Annotated in this window: 14 protein-coding genes; 7 read left to right on the top strand and 7 right to left on the bottom strand. The window is 39.1% G+C overall.

Annotated elements, in window-relative coordinates:
- Nucleotides 1–87 precede the first annotated feature (87 nt).
- The gene (locus ASG38_RS05090; RefSeq protein WP_056067795.1) at nucleotides 88–594 is read right to left on the bottom strand and encodes a GNAT family N-acetyltransferase; all 507 of its coding nucleotides are present in this window, start codon (nucleotides 592–594) and stop codon (nucleotides 88–90) included.
- 247 nt (nucleotides 595–841) lie between these two features.
- Here ASG38_RS05090 and fbp point away from each other — a divergent pair, with 247 nt between their 5' ends.
- Nucleotides 842–1,855, top strand: coding sequence for a class 1 fructose-bisphosphatase (gene fbp / locus ASG38_RS05085; RefSeq protein ID WP_056067792.1), 1,014 nt, complete (start codon nucleotides 842–844; stop codon nucleotides 1,853–1,855).
- 41 nt (nucleotides 1,856–1,896) lie between these two features.
- On the opposite strand, the gene ASG38_RS05080 is transcribed toward fbp, so the two are convergent.
- On the bottom strand, nucleotides 1,897–2,328 hold the full coding sequence (locus tag ASG38_RS05080) for a TerB family tellurite resistance protein (RefSeq protein WP_056067790.1): 432 nt from the start codon (nucleotides 2,326–2,328) through the stop codon (nucleotides 1,897–1,899).
- A gap of 130 nt (nucleotides 2,329–2,458) precedes the next feature.
- On the opposite strand from ASG38_RS05080, the gene ASG38_RS05075 reads away from it, so the two are divergent.
- Complete coding sequence (locus ASG38_RS05075; protein WP_056067789.1) at nucleotides 2,459–3,052, top strand: HupE/UreJ family protein; 594 nt, start codon at nucleotides 2,459–2,461, stop codon at nucleotides 3,050–3,052.
- 67 nt (nucleotides 3,053–3,119) lie between these two features.
- Entirely contained in the window at nucleotides 3,120–3,869 is a 750-nt protein-coding gene (locus tag ASG38_RS05070) for a UDP-2,3-diacylglucosamine diphosphatase (protein WP_369814295.1), read from the top strand.
- On the opposite strand, the gene ASG38_RS05065 is transcribed toward ASG38_RS05070, so the two are convergent.
- The 5 genes from ASG38_RS05065 to ASG38_RS17635 all read right to left on the bottom strand — a co-directional run bounded on the left by ASG38_RS05065 (nucleotide 3,866) and on the right by ASG38_RS17635 (nucleotide 8,364).
- Nucleotides 3,866–4,225: a hypothetical protein gene (locus ASG38_RS05065; RefSeq protein WP_056067785.1), complete on the bottom strand. Its 360-nt coding sequence runs from the start codon at nucleotides 4,223–4,225 to the stop codon at nucleotides 3,866–3,868. The two genes, ASG38_RS05070 and ASG38_RS05065, sit on opposite strands and share 4 nt — an antisense overlap.
- Before the next feature lie 157 nt (nucleotides 4,226–4,382).
- A complete protein-coding gene (gene recJ / locus ASG38_RS05060; RefSeq protein WP_056067783.1) occupies nucleotides 4,383–6,080 on the bottom strand; it encodes a single-stranded-DNA-specific exonuclease RecJ in 1,698 nt (565 codons plus the stop codon).
- 78 nt (nucleotides 6,081–6,158) lie between these two features.
- The gene (locus tag ASG38_RS05055; protein ID WP_056067782.1) at nucleotides 6,159–6,575 is read right to left on the bottom strand and encodes an OsmC family protein; all 417 of its coding nucleotides are present in this window, start codon (nucleotides 6,573–6,575) and stop codon (nucleotides 6,159–6,161) included.
- A 32-nt stretch (nucleotides 6,576–6,607) separates the two neighbouring features.
- Nucleotides 6,608–7,285, bottom strand: coding sequence for a 16S rRNA (cytidine(1402)-2'-O)-methyltransferase (gene rsmI / locus ASG38_RS05050; protein ID WP_056067780.1), 678 nt, complete (start codon nucleotides 7,283–7,285; stop codon nucleotides 6,608–6,610).
- Nucleotides 7,286–7,290: 5 nt separating this feature from the next.
- Nucleotides 7,291–8,364 carry a hypothetical protein gene (locus ASG38_RS17635; RefSeq protein WP_056067778.1) on the bottom strand — a complete coding sequence of 358 codons (1,074 nt, stop codon included), beginning with the start codon at nucleotides 8,362–8,364 and terminating at the stop codon, nucleotides 7,291–7,293.
- Between the two features lie 101 nt (nucleotides 8,365–8,465).
- Between ASG38_RS17635 and ASG38_RS05040 the strand changes: the two genes are divergently transcribed.
- The 4 genes from ASG38_RS05040 (at nucleotide 8,466) to ASG38_RS05025 (ending at nucleotide 13,294) form a co-directional block, all read left to right on the top strand.
- Entirely contained in the window at nucleotides 8,466–9,092 is a 627-nt protein-coding gene (locus ASG38_RS05040; RefSeq protein WP_056067776.1) for a thymidine kinase, read from the top strand.
- 107 nt (nucleotides 9,093–9,199) lie between these two features.
- Nucleotides 9,200–11,641 carry a bifunctional UDP-N-acetylmuramoyl-tripeptide:D-alanyl-D-alanine ligase/alanine racemase gene (locus ASG38_RS05035; protein ID WP_056067774.1) on the top strand — a complete coding sequence of 814 codons (2,442 nt, stop codon included), beginning with the start codon at nucleotides 9,200–9,202 and terminating at the stop codon, nucleotides 11,639–11,641.
- Nucleotides 11,642–11,740: 99 nt separating this feature from the next.
- On the top strand, nucleotides 11,741–12,127 hold the full coding sequence (gene mscL, locus ASG38_RS05030) for a large conductance mechanosensitive channel protein MscL (RefSeq protein WP_056067771.1): 387 nt from the start codon (nucleotides 11,741–11,743) through the stop codon (nucleotides 12,125–12,127).
- A 177-nt stretch (nucleotides 12,128–12,304) separates the two neighbouring features.
- Entirely contained in the window at nucleotides 12,305–13,294 is a 990-nt protein-coding gene (locus ASG38_RS05025; protein ID WP_056067769.1) for an aspartate-semialdehyde dehydrogenase, read from the top strand.
- Nucleotides 13,295–13,438: the final 144 nt, after the last annotated feature.

The raw sequence follows: 13,438 nt of genomic DNA, 5'->3' as shown, positions 1-13,438 counted from the left end.
ATCTTAGATTTTAGATTTTAGATTTTAGATTTTTGACTTATGGCCTATTACTTTTAGCTTTTGACTTTCGACCTTAGACTTTCGACCTTAGACTTTTGACTTTTGACTTTCAACCTTAGACTTTTGACCTCTTAAAAAATCATCAATTCCTTGTTCATCCATATGGACAACGCGCCAGTCTGATAAGACTTTTGCTCCGGATTTCTCATAAAATTCGATAGCAGGCGTATTCCAGTTCAGGACATTCCATTCGATACGGCGTACATTTTCTCTTTCTCCTTCTTTTATAATTTCAGAATACAGCGCCATTCCGGCTCCTGTACCTCTGCTTTTTTCAGTAACAATCAAATCTTCGAGATGGATAGTCTTTCCTTTCCATGTAGAAAATCGGTAATAGTACAACGCCATGCCTATAATTTCACCGTCCAGCTCTGCTACAAAAGTATGGAACAGCGGATTGCTCCCAAAACCATCCCGGATTAAATCTTCTTTTGTCACTACCACAGCTTCCGGCTCTTTTTCAAAAACTGCGAGTTCCTGAATCAGGGCTAAAACGGCTTTCATATCGTTTTCAGTTCCTCTTCTGATTATCATTTCTTTATTCTTTTCTCTATTTCGATTTTTACAGCGAATATATTAAAAGCTTGTCCAACTGCACAATTCAGGACATTTCTTTTCTCAAAATTCTTTAAATAATCCAATCTTACTGTCTTTTTTAAATTTGTGCAAAAATAACATTTATTTATATTTATAACATTTGTTTATAATATTTTTTTACTGCCTACTCTAAAATTATAGAATTTATGAACGATATTTGCACCACAACTACAACGATATAGTAATGGAGGAACGCAATAAAACATTAGGGGAATTTATTATTGAAAAACAGGAAGATTTCCAATATTCTTCTGGAGAATTATCCAGATTAATCAACTCCATCCGATTGGCCGCTAAGGTCGTTAACTACAAAGTGAACAAGGCCGGATTGGTAGATATTGTGGGCGCTGCCGGCGAACAGAATATACAGGGAGAGGACCAGCAAAAACTGGACGTTTTTGCCAACGAGACTTTTATACAGACGCTTATCAACCGTGAAATCGTATGCGGTATTGCTTCAGAAGAAAGTGATGATTTCATTACGATTAAAGGTAAGGACGAATGCCACAATAACAAATATGTCGTATTGATGGACCCACTTGATGGTTCATCCAATATTGATGTAAATGTTTCTGTTGGAACCATTTTTTCGGTTTACAGAAGAATAACACCAATAGGGACGCCTGTAACTATAGAAGATTTTCTTCAGCCGGGTGTTAATCAGGTAGCTGCCGGATATGTAATTTATGGCACATCAACCATGCTGGTGTACACTACCGGACGTGGCGTGAACGGATTTACACTGAATCCTGCCATTGGTACTTTCTATCTTTCACACCCAAACATGAAATTTCCAAAAGACGGTAAGATTTATTCTATCAACGAAGGAAATTATGTGCACTTTCCACAAGGCGTAAAAGATTACATCAAATACTGCCAGTTGGAAGAAGGTGACAGGCCCTATACTTCCCGTTATATAGGAAGTCTGGTTTCTGACATCCACAGGAATATGATTAAGGGAGGAATTTACATTTATCCGACAAGCTCTAAAGCTCCTAGCGGAAAATTACGTCTTCTGTATGAATGCAACCCGATGGCGTTCCTGGCAGAACAGGCAGGCGGTAAGGCTTCTGACGGTTTTGGAAGGATTATGGAAATCCAGCCAACAGAATTGCACCAGCGTGTTCCATTCTTTTGTGGCAGCTACAACATGGTAGAAAAGGCAGAAGAATTTATGAGAATAGCAAGCGAAAAATAAAAAGCACAGGCATAAAAAAAAGCTCCGATTGGAGCTTTTTTTTATTTATTCATGTGAGTCATTTCGAAAAGGAAAGTGTCCAAATCTACACCCAGGACAAGCAATGAAAGTGCTTTGTCAACAATGTAATGTACGTTTCCTGGAGTAAATCCTAATGCCAGAGCAAATCGGGTAAGGATTTCTTTTTGTTTTGGACCTAAAACGTGGTCGGCATATACCATCCTTGAAAGGTCATACAAACGCTCCAGTCTTTGCGTGTGCAAGTAAGGAGGATTGATTGGGTATTTCATCGGATTGGCAAGAATTTCAGCATACTCTTCAGAAGAAATCTCCAATTGCATGGCCAGTTTGTCCAAGAAGTGTCTTTCTTCCTCGCTTAAGTGCCCGTTTTCCATTGCAACTCTCACGATAGAAGCGAAATGTCCTTTATTTCTATTTTTAAATCCGCTATCAAATAAATCTGAAATTGACATAATTATATATTTTTTGCAAATATAATTCTATTTCTATTTTAACGGCATAAATTGCTGACTTTTCTTAACAGAAATAAACTCTTTCCAAAATATATCGTATGTTTGAAATCCCAATCAAAAATATCTATATATGTCTGAGTTTTGGATTTACTTCAACACAGGATTACGTCATGTTTTAGACATCAACGCCTACGACCATGTCTTGTTTTTAATCGCATTGACAATTCCTTATGCTTTTAAGGACTGGAAAAGAGTATTGCTTCTGGTCACTCTTTTTACTGTGGGGCATACCATGTCATTGTTGCTTTCTGTATATGGCTTTGTACAAATCAAGGTCAATCTTGTTGAGTTTCTAATTCCAATCACTATATTAATCACGGCCGTTTTCCATCTTTTTACTGCCGGAAAAAATTCAAAAAAGGAAAGTATCAGCTTTATCGCTATCGTAACGCTTTTCTTCGGAATCATTCACGGATTGGGATTCTCAAATTATTTCAACACCATCCTTCCGGGAAATTCTTCTGACAAATTGCTTCCGTTACTGGAATTTGCATTAGGTATTGAAGCTGCACAGATTATTGTAGTTCTTATCGTGTTGATTCTGTCCTACATCGTACAAACCGTTTTCCGTTTTTCCAAACGCGACTGGACGCTCGTCATGTCTTCTTTTGTTATAGGTGTCGTTATCCCGATGGTTATTGAAAGTGAAATCTGGGGAAGGTAAAAGAAGAAAGCGCCATATTCTGTTAAGTGCTCAATCTTTCTTATCTTTGGATTTTAATTGAATAAACGTGGCAGACACTAAAATATATTTTGCTTCCGACCAGCATTTTGGAGCGCCAACGCCTGAATTGAGTTTTCCAAGAGAGCAGAAATTTGTAGCCTGGCTTGATGAAATCAAAAAAGATGCAACTGCATTATTCCTATTAGGTGACTTGTTTGATTTTTGGTTTGAATACAAAACCGTAGTTCCGAAAGGATTTGTACGCGTTTTGGGCAAATTAGCTGAAATTCGCGACAGCGGCATTCCGGTTTATTTTTTTGTAGGCAATCACGATTTATGGATGAGTGACTATTTTGAGAAAGAACTTAATATTCCTGTTTACCATACTACAAAAGAATTCATATTCAACGACAAACATTTTTTGATTGGCCACGGTGACGGATTAGGCCCCGGCGACAAGGGCTATAAAAGAATGAAAAAAGTGTTTACCAATCCTTTTTCAAAATGGCTTTTCAGATGGCTTCATCCTGATTTGGGCGTGAAACTGGCACAACATCTTTCTGTAAAAAACAAATTGATTTCCGGAGCAGAAGACGTTCGTTTTTTAGGCGAGGACAATGAATGGCTGGTACAATACTCCAAACGAAAACTGGAAACCAAACACTACGATTATTTTGTATTTGGACACCGGCATCTTCCTATGACAATAAAAGTTGGCGAAAATGCTACCTATATAAATCTGGGGGATTGGATTGGCTATTTTACCTACGGCGTATTTGACGGAATTACTTTTGAATTAAAAGAATACAAATCTTAATTCTGGCAGATTTCATCCAGATAATCTTTTAATTGGATTTGGAACAGGGTGCCTTCTACCAGGTCTTTAATCTGCATCAATTCATTGACGGAAACGGCCAAATCAATCTGCTGCACGGGTGTTTTCAGTAAAAATTTGTGGCATTTTCTTTTGAACTCGCAGGTGTCACAATTGGCATTGACCTCATAGCAAGTGGCATCAATCGTTTCTGCAAAATAATTCAGTTCTTCTTTTGAAAGATAGAAGCCTGTTTCCTTAAAAACCAGTTGTATTTTGTTTTTCAACACCTTCTGCTCTTTTTTCCAATGGAAAGCGACACCAAAGTCATTAAAATAGATTTGCTCGATTTCTTTCATAACTGAATTGTTTCGAACAAATATAAGAATTATTTAAAATCGTTCTAAATTAAATTTTCATAAAGTTTTTTCTTGGCATCTTTGTCTCTTTGCGAGAAAATAATGGCACGCGAAGGCGCAGAGGCGCAAAGTTTCTAATATGCTTATTCGTATAGTCTTATTCTTTGCCTTTGATATCGCGGAGTCTTAGCTGCAGGCTGACGTTTCCATTGAATTCATTTTCTTCAAGTGAGTAGACTGCATCGAATGGTTGCTGATTTTGAGTAAGTTCAAACTTATTCCCCATTCCAAATCCTATGGCACCATAACCTTCTGAATCGTCTTGCTTTACAAAAAGCCTCAGGTGGCTTTCATCACTGCCAATTCTTTTTCCGTAACCGGTATCTCTCAAATTTTCCGTCATAAAAACCGGCATCATGTTCATAGGCCCGAAAGGCTCGAATTGATTTAAAATGCGGACAAATTTTTCGGTAATATCGTTCAGGTTGATTACGGCATCAATCAGGATTTCCGGAGTCCTTAACTCTTCCGGAATAGTTTCCGAAATCACTTTTTCAAACTGTGCCTTGAAATTCTCGAATTGTGCTTCTTCCAAAGTCAATCCGGCGGCATACATGTGCCCGCCAAACTGCAACAAATATTCAGAACAGGCTTCCAATGCATTGTAAACATCAAAATCTTTGACAGAACGGGCAGATGCCGCTAGCTTATCGCCACTTTTGGTAAACACTAAAGTCGGACGGTAATAGGTTTCAATCAGGCGTGAAGCCACAATCCCAATAACTCCTTTGTGCCAATCTTCTTTATATACGACCGTTGAATACCTGTCTTCTTCCTGATTTTCTATAATCTGGAGTAAGGCTTCCGAAGTAATCTGTTTGTCTAATTCTTTTCTATCAGCGTTAAAAACTTCCAGTTCTTTTGCAAAGGCTTCTGCTTCTTCAATTCCGAATTCCGTGAGTAATTTAACGGCGTAATTGCCATGCTTTATTCTGCCTGCTGCATTGATTCGTGGCGCCAATATAAAAACGACATCCGTAATGGTAAGGTTTTTTTTCTTGAGGTTTTGGGTGATTGCCTTAAAACCCGGTCGTGGATTTGAATTAATAACTTCCAACCCGAATTTGGCCAAAACTCTGTTTTCACCCGTTATCGGAACAATATCAGCGCCAATAGCCGTTGCCACCAAATCCAGATACAGACGCAAATCTTCTATAGTTTGTTTTCTGTTTTTGGCCAATGCCTGCAATAGCTTAAAACCGATACCGCAACCGCACAATTCGTCATACGGATAATGGCAATCTTCGCGTTTCGGGTCTAAAACAGCAACTGCGTCCGGCAATGTATCGCCCGGCCTGTGGTGGTCGCATATGATAAAATCGATGTTTTTTTCTTTGGCATACGCTACATGGTCTATAGACTTGATGCCACAATCCAGTGCAATAATCAGCGTAATCTCATTATCATCCGCATAATCGATACCTTTAAAAGAAACGCCATAACCTTCGTCATAACGGTCCGGAATATAAGTATCAACATTAGGATAAAAGCTTTTCAAATAGGAAGAGACCAATGATACTGCCGTAGTACCATCAACATCATAATCTCCAAAAACCAGAATATTTTCCTGTTTTTCAATGGCCTTTTCAATACGGGCCACTGCCTTATCCATATCTTTCATGAGATATGGGTCGTGCAGGTCTTCTAACTTTGGCCGGAAAAACTGCCGGGCCTGTTCAAAGGTTTCAATACCTCGTTGCAGGAGCAACGTTGCAATAAGTTCATCAATGTTTAAGGAATCCTGCAGGCTTTTAATTTTTTCTGAATCGGGTGTAGGTTTAAGGTTCCAGCGCATTTTTAAGATTCTAAGTTACTAAGTGGCTAAGCGGCTAAGGTCTTAGAAACTTAGTACCTCAGCAGCTTAGCAACTCTATTAATGATACAATATTCTAACTTCTACCTTTGCAAAATGACGGAACATTTCCATCACGCCGCAATATTTTTCAACGGATAGGTCTACGATTTTCTGAAGTTTGGTTTGGTCGAGATTCAATCCGTAAAAATGGTAATCGACACGAACCGTATGGTAAAATTTCGGATGTTCTTCCGTCAGGTCGCCTTCCACTTCAATCGTGAAGGTATCAATATCTACTTTCATCTTTTTTACCAAAGAAGCAATATCAATTCCGGTACAGCCTGCCAAAGAAGCCAGCATCATGGCTTTTGGACGAAGTCCGTCGTCATGTCCGCCATATTCCGGATCTGAATCCATTTTTATTGTTCCTCCGGGATTAGTGGCTTCAAAAGCCATGTCGCCCAGCCATTTTGTAGTTACGTGATGTGTTGTCATGAATGTTTACAGTAAGGTATTAACTGATAAAATTATTTATTGCTTTTCCCTCCAACTATAACAACAATTTCGCCTTTTGGAGGTTTGGTTTCAAAATGTTTCAAAACTTCTGTAGCTGTGCCGCGAACCGTTTCTTCATGCAATTTGGTCAATTCGCGCGAAACCGAAACCGGCCTTTCTGCTCCAAAATACTGTATAAATTCTGCCAGAGTCTTGACTAATTTATGAGGCGAAACGTATAAAATCATGGTTCGGGTTTCTTCTGCCAAAGCCAGAAAACGTGTCTGCCTTCCCTTTTTATCAGGCAAAAAACCTTCAAAAACAAATTTATCATTTGGCAGGCCGCTGTTGACCAAAGCCGGAACAAAAGCAGTTGCTCCGGGAAGACATTCTACTTCAATATTATTTTCTACACAAGCCCGCGTCAACAAAAAGCCCGGATCAGAAATAGCAGGCGTACCAGCATCCGAAATCAGGGCAATCGTTTCACCTGACTTTAGTCTTGCAATCAGATTTTCCACCGTTTTATGCTCGTTGTGCATATGGTGACTCTGCATGTGCGTTCCAATCTCGAAATGTTTTAGCAGCTTGCCGCTGTTGCGGGTATCTTCTGCCAGAATCAGGTCGACTTCCTTCAGAACTTTTATAGCCCTGAATGTCATATCTTCAAGATTCCCGATAGGTGTTGGAACTAAATATAATTTTGACATCCGGATTATTTAAACTTGTTCTCTACCACTTCAAGGAAACGCTCGGCATAATCTTCCTTACCTTTCCATTCGTTATAGTCCGGCTTTACTAAATCTTCAATAAAATTTCTGGCATCCTGGAAAGTATCAAAGGTGTTCAACTGAGATAACACTCTGTTGAAATCTTCATTACTACCGCCAAAAAGATGGTTTACAAAACCAACCCTGTCGTTTAGCCCAATCGTAATTCCTTTGGTTACTTTTTCAACAGCCGGTTTTGGAGTTTCCGCAACAGGCTCTTCTATCTTTTGAGGCTCTTCTGCTTTGACTTCTTCTGCAATTTCTTCTTTTACTTCTTCCTTGGTTTCTTCTGCGACAGGCTCTTCATCGTGGTCATGCCTGTGCTTTTCTTCGATTTCCGCCTTTACAAATTCAAGGTCTTTATAATCCGAACCTAAGAAATCCTCAAAAATTATCTGGTGTCCTGACTCTTTTGCTACTTCTTCAACATCCTCTTTTTTATCAAAAGCCAATTCAAAAGCCGGTTCTGCCAATTCTTCTTTTATTTCTTCAGAAGCTTTTTCTTCCTCCTCTTCTTCCGGTTCTTCTATTGCGGGTTCTTCTTCCTCTTCTTTCTCAACAGGTTCCTCCTCTTCCATTTCTTCATCAGAAAGTTCAATTTCGCCCACTACCACTTTTTCCTGTTCAGATTCCGGTTCATTAGCCACTTCCTCTTCTGCCTCTTTTATTTCTTCAGCAGTGGTTTTTTCTTCTTCAGGCGCTTTTTCTTCCTGTATTTCTTCTTTCGGCGCTTCTTCTATTGTTTTTTCGGCTTCCAAAGCAATTTCTTCCTGTACATCCATTTCAATTTTTCCAGGAACCTCATCATTATCAAAAGCGGTTTCCAAAACTTCATAAGCCTCAGACCTGCCAATTGTTGGCTGCGACCCTGTAAAATTCTCTTCTACAAACAGCAAGACAGACAGTTTTTCATACAATTTTTGGCTTTCCTGATGGAGCTGAATCAATTCAGATTTATTTTTCAGCTTCAAAATCCTGTGTGCTATGCTGATTAACTCGGCCTCTAATTTTTTCTTCATAACTTTTGATATTATATTGAGTAAAGCAAGGGTTTTTTAATAAATTTGTTTTCAGCACAAAGTAAAAAAAACTAATCCTTTTTAAGGCTGAAAAATACAAAATGTTTCTCGAAAATACAGTAAATCATAAAGAACAATTTGGCTGGATTGAAGTAATCTGCGGTTCAATGTTTTCGGGAAAGACCGAAGAGCTTATCCGCCGTCTGAAAAGGGCGCAATTTGCCAAGCAGAAAGTAGAAATTTTCAAGCCTGCAATCGATACGCGCTACCATGACGAAATGGTCGTTTCGCACGATTCTAACGAAATACGCTCAACTCCGGTTCCCGCCGCCGCCAACATCCGCATATTGGCTCAGGGCTGTGAAGTGATTGGCATTGACGAGGCACAGTTTTTTGACGATGAAATTGTTTCGGTCTGCAATGACCTCGCCAATTCCGGAATACGCGTGATTGTGGCCGGACTGGACATGGATTTCAAAGGCAATCCTTTTGGCCCTATGCCCGCTCTTATGGCTACTGCAGAATATGTCACAAAAGTCCATGCCGTATGCACCCGCACCGGAAACCTTGCCAATTACAGCTTCCGAAAAGCCAATAACGACAATCTGGTGATGCTTGGCGAAACAGAAGAATATGAACCTTTAAGCCGTGCAGCCTATTTTAATGCGATGAAAGAATTACAGGAAAAAGAAGAAGGCTTTTTTGCCAAAAAGAAAGAAAACAAATAATTGTTTCAGACATAAAATAACCCGTTTTTCTTTTTGTTTCTATTATCATTCTTCCTGTGAATCGTCTAAAATCGCTACCTTTAACCTAGCTTTAAAAAGAAACCAAATTGAGCCTGAAAATTCAACATATTGTTCCTGAGATACAAGCCCGTCTTTCAGGAAATCCAGACATTGAAATCAACAATGTTTCCATAGACAGCCGTTCGCTGCAGAACAATTCCGGAACTTTATTTTTTGCCCTTTCCGGACAAAATAATGATGCACACAGCTATATCCCGGACCTTATCGGTAAAGGTGTACGCAATTTTGTTGTGAACCATATTCCAAAAGGACTGGAAAACAAGGCTAATTTTTTGGAAGTAAACAATACGCTGCAGGCATTACAGGAATTTGCTTCCTATTACAGAAAAAGCTTCCGTTTTCCAATCATCGGGATTACGGGAAGCAACGGAAAAACCATCGTAAAGGAATGGCTTAATTTTCTGTTGAGTCCGGATTACAACATCATCCGAAGCCCAAAAAGCTACAATTCGCAAGTTGGCGTACCGCTTTCGGTAATTTCTATAAATGAAAAACACAATCTTGGGATTTTTGAAGCCGGTATTTCCACCGTACATGAAATGGAAAAACTGGAAAAAATCATCCAGCCTACCATTGGAATCCTAACCAATATAGGTTCTGCCCATGATGAAGGTTTTCAAAATCAGGAAGAAAAAATCAAGGAGAAACTGCGCCTTTTTGAACATTCAGAAGTCCTGATTTACCAAAAAAATACTCTTGTCGATTCGCTTATCAGACCAGAAATCAAGACTTTTTCGTGGAGTCTTGACGACAAAGAAGCATCAGTACACATTTTGCAAAAATCGGTTGCAGAGAAAACCCAATTGACCATCACTTATGATAAAATTTCTTTTGATGCGGTGATTCCTTTTCAGGACAAAGCGTCTATCGAGAATGCCATAAACTGCCTGATGGCTATGCTTTATTTGGGCTACCTGCCGGAAATTATACAGGAAAGAATCCAGCTTCTGTATTCTGTTGAAATGCGACTCAAAGTGAAAAACGGAATCAACAATACTGAAATCATTGACGACAGCTACAGTTCCGATTACCAATCGCTCAGAATTGCCCTGGATTTTCTGGAACAGCAAAAACAATACAAGAAAAAGACAATTATCCTTTCGGATATTTTCCAAAGCGGATTGCCCACAGACGATTTATACAAAAGAGTTTCGGAACTCGTCGCTTCCAACAAAATAGACCGTGTTATTGGCGTAGGAGAAGAAATAGGCACTTATTCCGGCAGTTTCAAAAATATCATTACCTATAAAAATACGGATGAACTGATTGCCGACTTCAAAAACCTAAATTTCGCCAACGAAACCATATTGATAAAAGGAGCCCGTATTTTCCAATTTGAGAAAATCGCTTCCTTGCTCGAAGAAAAGACCCATGAAACGGTTTTGGAAATCAACCTGAACGCCATCAGTCATAATCTGAATTTTTTCAGGTCAAAGCTAAAACCCGAAACCAAACTTATGGTTATGGTTAAAGCTTTTGGTTATGGCAGTGGCGGTTTTGAAATCGCAAAACTTCTGGAATATCATAAAGTAGACTATTTGGGTGTTGCCTTTGCAGATGAAGGTATTGCCTTGAAAAGCGCAGGAATAACATTGCCAATTATGGTGCTTAATCCTGAAAACACGAGCTTTGGCGCCATAATCGAACACAATTTAGAGCCTGAAATTTATTCCATAAAAGGATTAAGAGCCTTTTTGAAAATAGCCGAACAGAGAAACCTGCAACAGTTTCCAATCCATATCAAACTGGACACCGGAATGCACCGTCTTGGCTTTCAGGAAAATGACCTTCCGGTATTGATAGATACGCTCAGAGGAACTTCCTACATACAGGTAAAAAGTATTCTTTCACATATGGCAACCAGTGACGACCTGGAACACCACGATTTTGCGAAATCACAGATTGCCCTTTTTGAAAAATTATCATCCCGATTGATGCAGGAACTTTCTATAGAGCCAATTCGTCATATCCTAAATACCTCCGGTATCAGTAATTATCCGGAAGCCCAATACGGAATGGTACGATTAGGAATAGGACTTTATGGAATTTCCAACGACCCGTCGGAAACAAAATATTTAGAAAACGTAGGAACCTTAAAATCCATAATCTCACAAATAAGAACCATACAGTCTGGTGAAAGTGTTGGTTATGGCAGACGGTTTATGGCTCAAAAAGAAACCCGAATCGCCACAATCCCGATTGGTTATGCCGACGGAATTCCAAGAAGTTGGGGGAATCAGTTGGGTTATGTGCTAATCAAAAATGAGAAAGCCCCAATTGTAGGCAGTATCTGTATGGACATGCTGATGGTGGATGTTTCTGCAATTGATTGTCAGGAAGGCGACCCGGTTGTAATTTTTGGAGAAAATCCGAATGTTACCTACATCGCTGAAAAACTGGGAACCATTCCATATGAAATATTAACCGGCATTTCGCATCGCGTCAAGCGTGTTTTTTACAGAGAATAGCACATTTTTTAAAAAGCCGTCGTTGAAATGTTAAAATATTTAACTACTTTAGCTAGTAACAAAAACCAATTTATTTAATAATCCTAAAATCAAATAATTATGGGAATGGTATCTGAATTTAAGGCCTTTGCACTGAAAGGCAATGTTGTAGACCTGGCTATTGGTGTCATCATTGGTGCCGCTTTTGGAAAAATTGTCAGTTCTTTTATTGAAGACGTGATAACGCCGTTATTGCTAAAACCGGCTCTTGAAGCTGCTAACCTTTCCAAAATTGAGGACCTTGTTATTTTCGGGTCTGTCAAATACGGTATGTTCCTTTCTGCCGTAATTAACTTCCTTATCGTAGCGTTCGTTCTTTTCCTGGTTGTGAAAGGTATTAATGCTGCCAGAAAAAAAGAAGCCGAGGCACCTGCTGCACCACCTGCTCCAACCAATGAAGAAAAGCTGTTGATGGAAATCCGCGATGCCCTAAAAAACAGACCGTAATCAGCCAATACCGCTATACTATATATTCTAATTAAACCGCCTGAAAAACAGGCGGTATTTTTATAAAATATAATTTTATATAACAATTTGTTATATTTTTTAAATTCGTTTTTTCAATGATTTTATTAGCTACTTTTGCAGTCATAAATCAGTTTTAACCACTTTAAAAAATAGAATATGAGAGTTGCTGTTGTTGGCGCAACCGGAATGGTTGGCGAAGTAATGCTTCAAGTTTTGGCAGAAAGAAATTTCCCTGTAACCGAATTAATTCCTGTAGCTTCTGAAAAATCAGTAGGCAAGGAAATTGAATTTAAGGGTAAAAAGTATGCCGTTGTCGGATTGGAAACAGCCGTATCAATGAAGCCGGACATTGCCTTATTTTCTGCCGGTGGTGAAACCTCATTGGCCTGGGCTCCAAAATTTGCAGAAGCCGGGACTACCGTAATCGACAACTCTTCTGCGTGGAGAATGCACGCCGACAAAAAACTGATTGTTCCTGAAATCAACGCTTCAGAACTTACAAAAGAAGATAAAATTATTGCCAACCCAAACTGTTCAACCATACAAATGGTTCTGGCTTTGGCACCTTTGCATAAAAAATACAACATCAAAAGAATTATAGTTTCAACCTACCAGTCTATTACCGGAACGGGAGTAAAAGCTGTACAGCAACTTGAAAATGAATATGCCGGCACTAAAGGTGAGATGGCCTACAAATACCAAATCCATAGAAATGCCATTCCGCAATGTGATGTTTTTGAAGACAACGGATACACCAAAGAAGAAATGAAACTGGTTCGCGAAACTCAAAAAATATTAAGCGACAAAACGATTGCAGTAACCGCTACAGCTGTTAGAGTGCCTATCGTGGGGGGACATAGTGAAGCTGTGAATGTTGAATTTTCTAATGATTTCGATGTAAATGAGGTAAGACGAATTCTACATGAAACTCCGGGAGTTGTTGTTCAGGATAACACCGATACGTTTACTTACCCGATGCCTCTGTATGCACAAGGAAAAGACGATGTTTTTGTGGGAAGAATCCGCCGGGACGAATCACAACCGAACACGCTAAACATGTGGATTGTTGCTGACAACCTTCGCAAAGGTGCTGCAACCAACACTATCCAGATTGCAGAATATCTGGTTGCTAACGGCTTGGTATAAAATGCTGTATAAAAGCCGCAATTTAATTGTGGCTTTTATACAAACCACTCTTATTTTTTATCAAAAAAAATATACCCGCTAAGAATAAATCCTATAAAAGCATCAGATTAATGTTAAATACATAAATATTAGCTATTTTTGTTA

It is taken from the genome of Flavobacterium sp. Leaf359 (assembly GCF_001423985.1).
Classification (GTDB): Bacteria; Bacteroidota; Bacteroidia; order Flavobacteriales; family Flavobacteriaceae; genus Flavobacterium; species Flavobacterium lindanitolerans.
This window is presented reverse-complemented; position numbering and strand designations above follow the sequence as displayed.

What these genes read in the sequence shown, in the direction of transcription:
- ASG38_RS05090 (WP_056067795.1), bottom strand. Translation starts at nt 594, where the DNA reads ATGATAATCAGAAGAGGAACTGAAAACGATATGAAAGCCGTTTTAGCC.
- fbp (WP_056067792.1), top strand. Translation starts at nt 842, where the DNA reads ATGGAGGAACGCAATAAAACATTAGGGGAATTTATTATTGAAAAACAG.
- ASG38_RS05080 (WP_056067790.1), bottom strand. Translation starts at nt 2,328, where the DNA reads ATGTCAATTTCAGATTTATTTGATAGCGGATTTAAAAATAGAAATAAA.
- ASG38_RS05075 (WP_056067789.1), top strand. Translation starts at nt 2,459, where the DNA reads ATGTCTGAGTTTTGGATTTACTTCAACACAGGATTACGTCATGTTTTA.
- ASG38_RS05065 (WP_056067785.1), bottom strand. Translation starts at nt 4,225, where the DNA reads ATGAAAGAAATCGAGCAAATCTATTTTAATGACTTTGGTGTCGCTTTC.
- recJ (WP_056067783.1), bottom strand. Translation starts at nt 6,080, where the DNA reads ATGCGCTGGAACCTTAAACCTACACCCGATTCAGAAAAAATTAAAAGC.
- ASG38_RS05055 (WP_056067782.1), bottom strand. Translation starts at nt 6,575, where the DNA reads ATGACAACACATCACGTAACTACAAAATGGCTGGGCGACATGGCTTTT.
- rsmI (WP_056067780.1), bottom strand. Translation starts at nt 7,285, where the DNA reads ATGTCAAAATTATATTTAGTTCCAACACCTATCGGGAATCTTGAAGAT.
- ASG38_RS17635 (WP_056067778.1), bottom strand. Translation starts at nt 8,364, where the DNA reads ATGAAGAAAAAATTAGAGGCCGAGTTAATCAGCATAGCACACAGGATT.
- ASG38_RS05040 (WP_056067776.1), top strand. Translation starts at nt 8,466, where the DNA reads ATGTTTCTCGAAAATACAGTAAATCATAAAGAACAATTTGGCTGGATT.
- mscL (WP_056067771.1), top strand. Translation starts at nt 11,741, where the DNA reads ATGGGAATGGTATCTGAATTTAAGGCCTTTGCACTGAAAGGCAATGTT.
- ASG38_RS05025 (WP_056067769.1), top strand. Translation starts at nt 12,305, where the DNA reads ATGAGAGTTGCTGTTGTTGGCGCAACCGGAATGGTTGGCGAAGTAATG.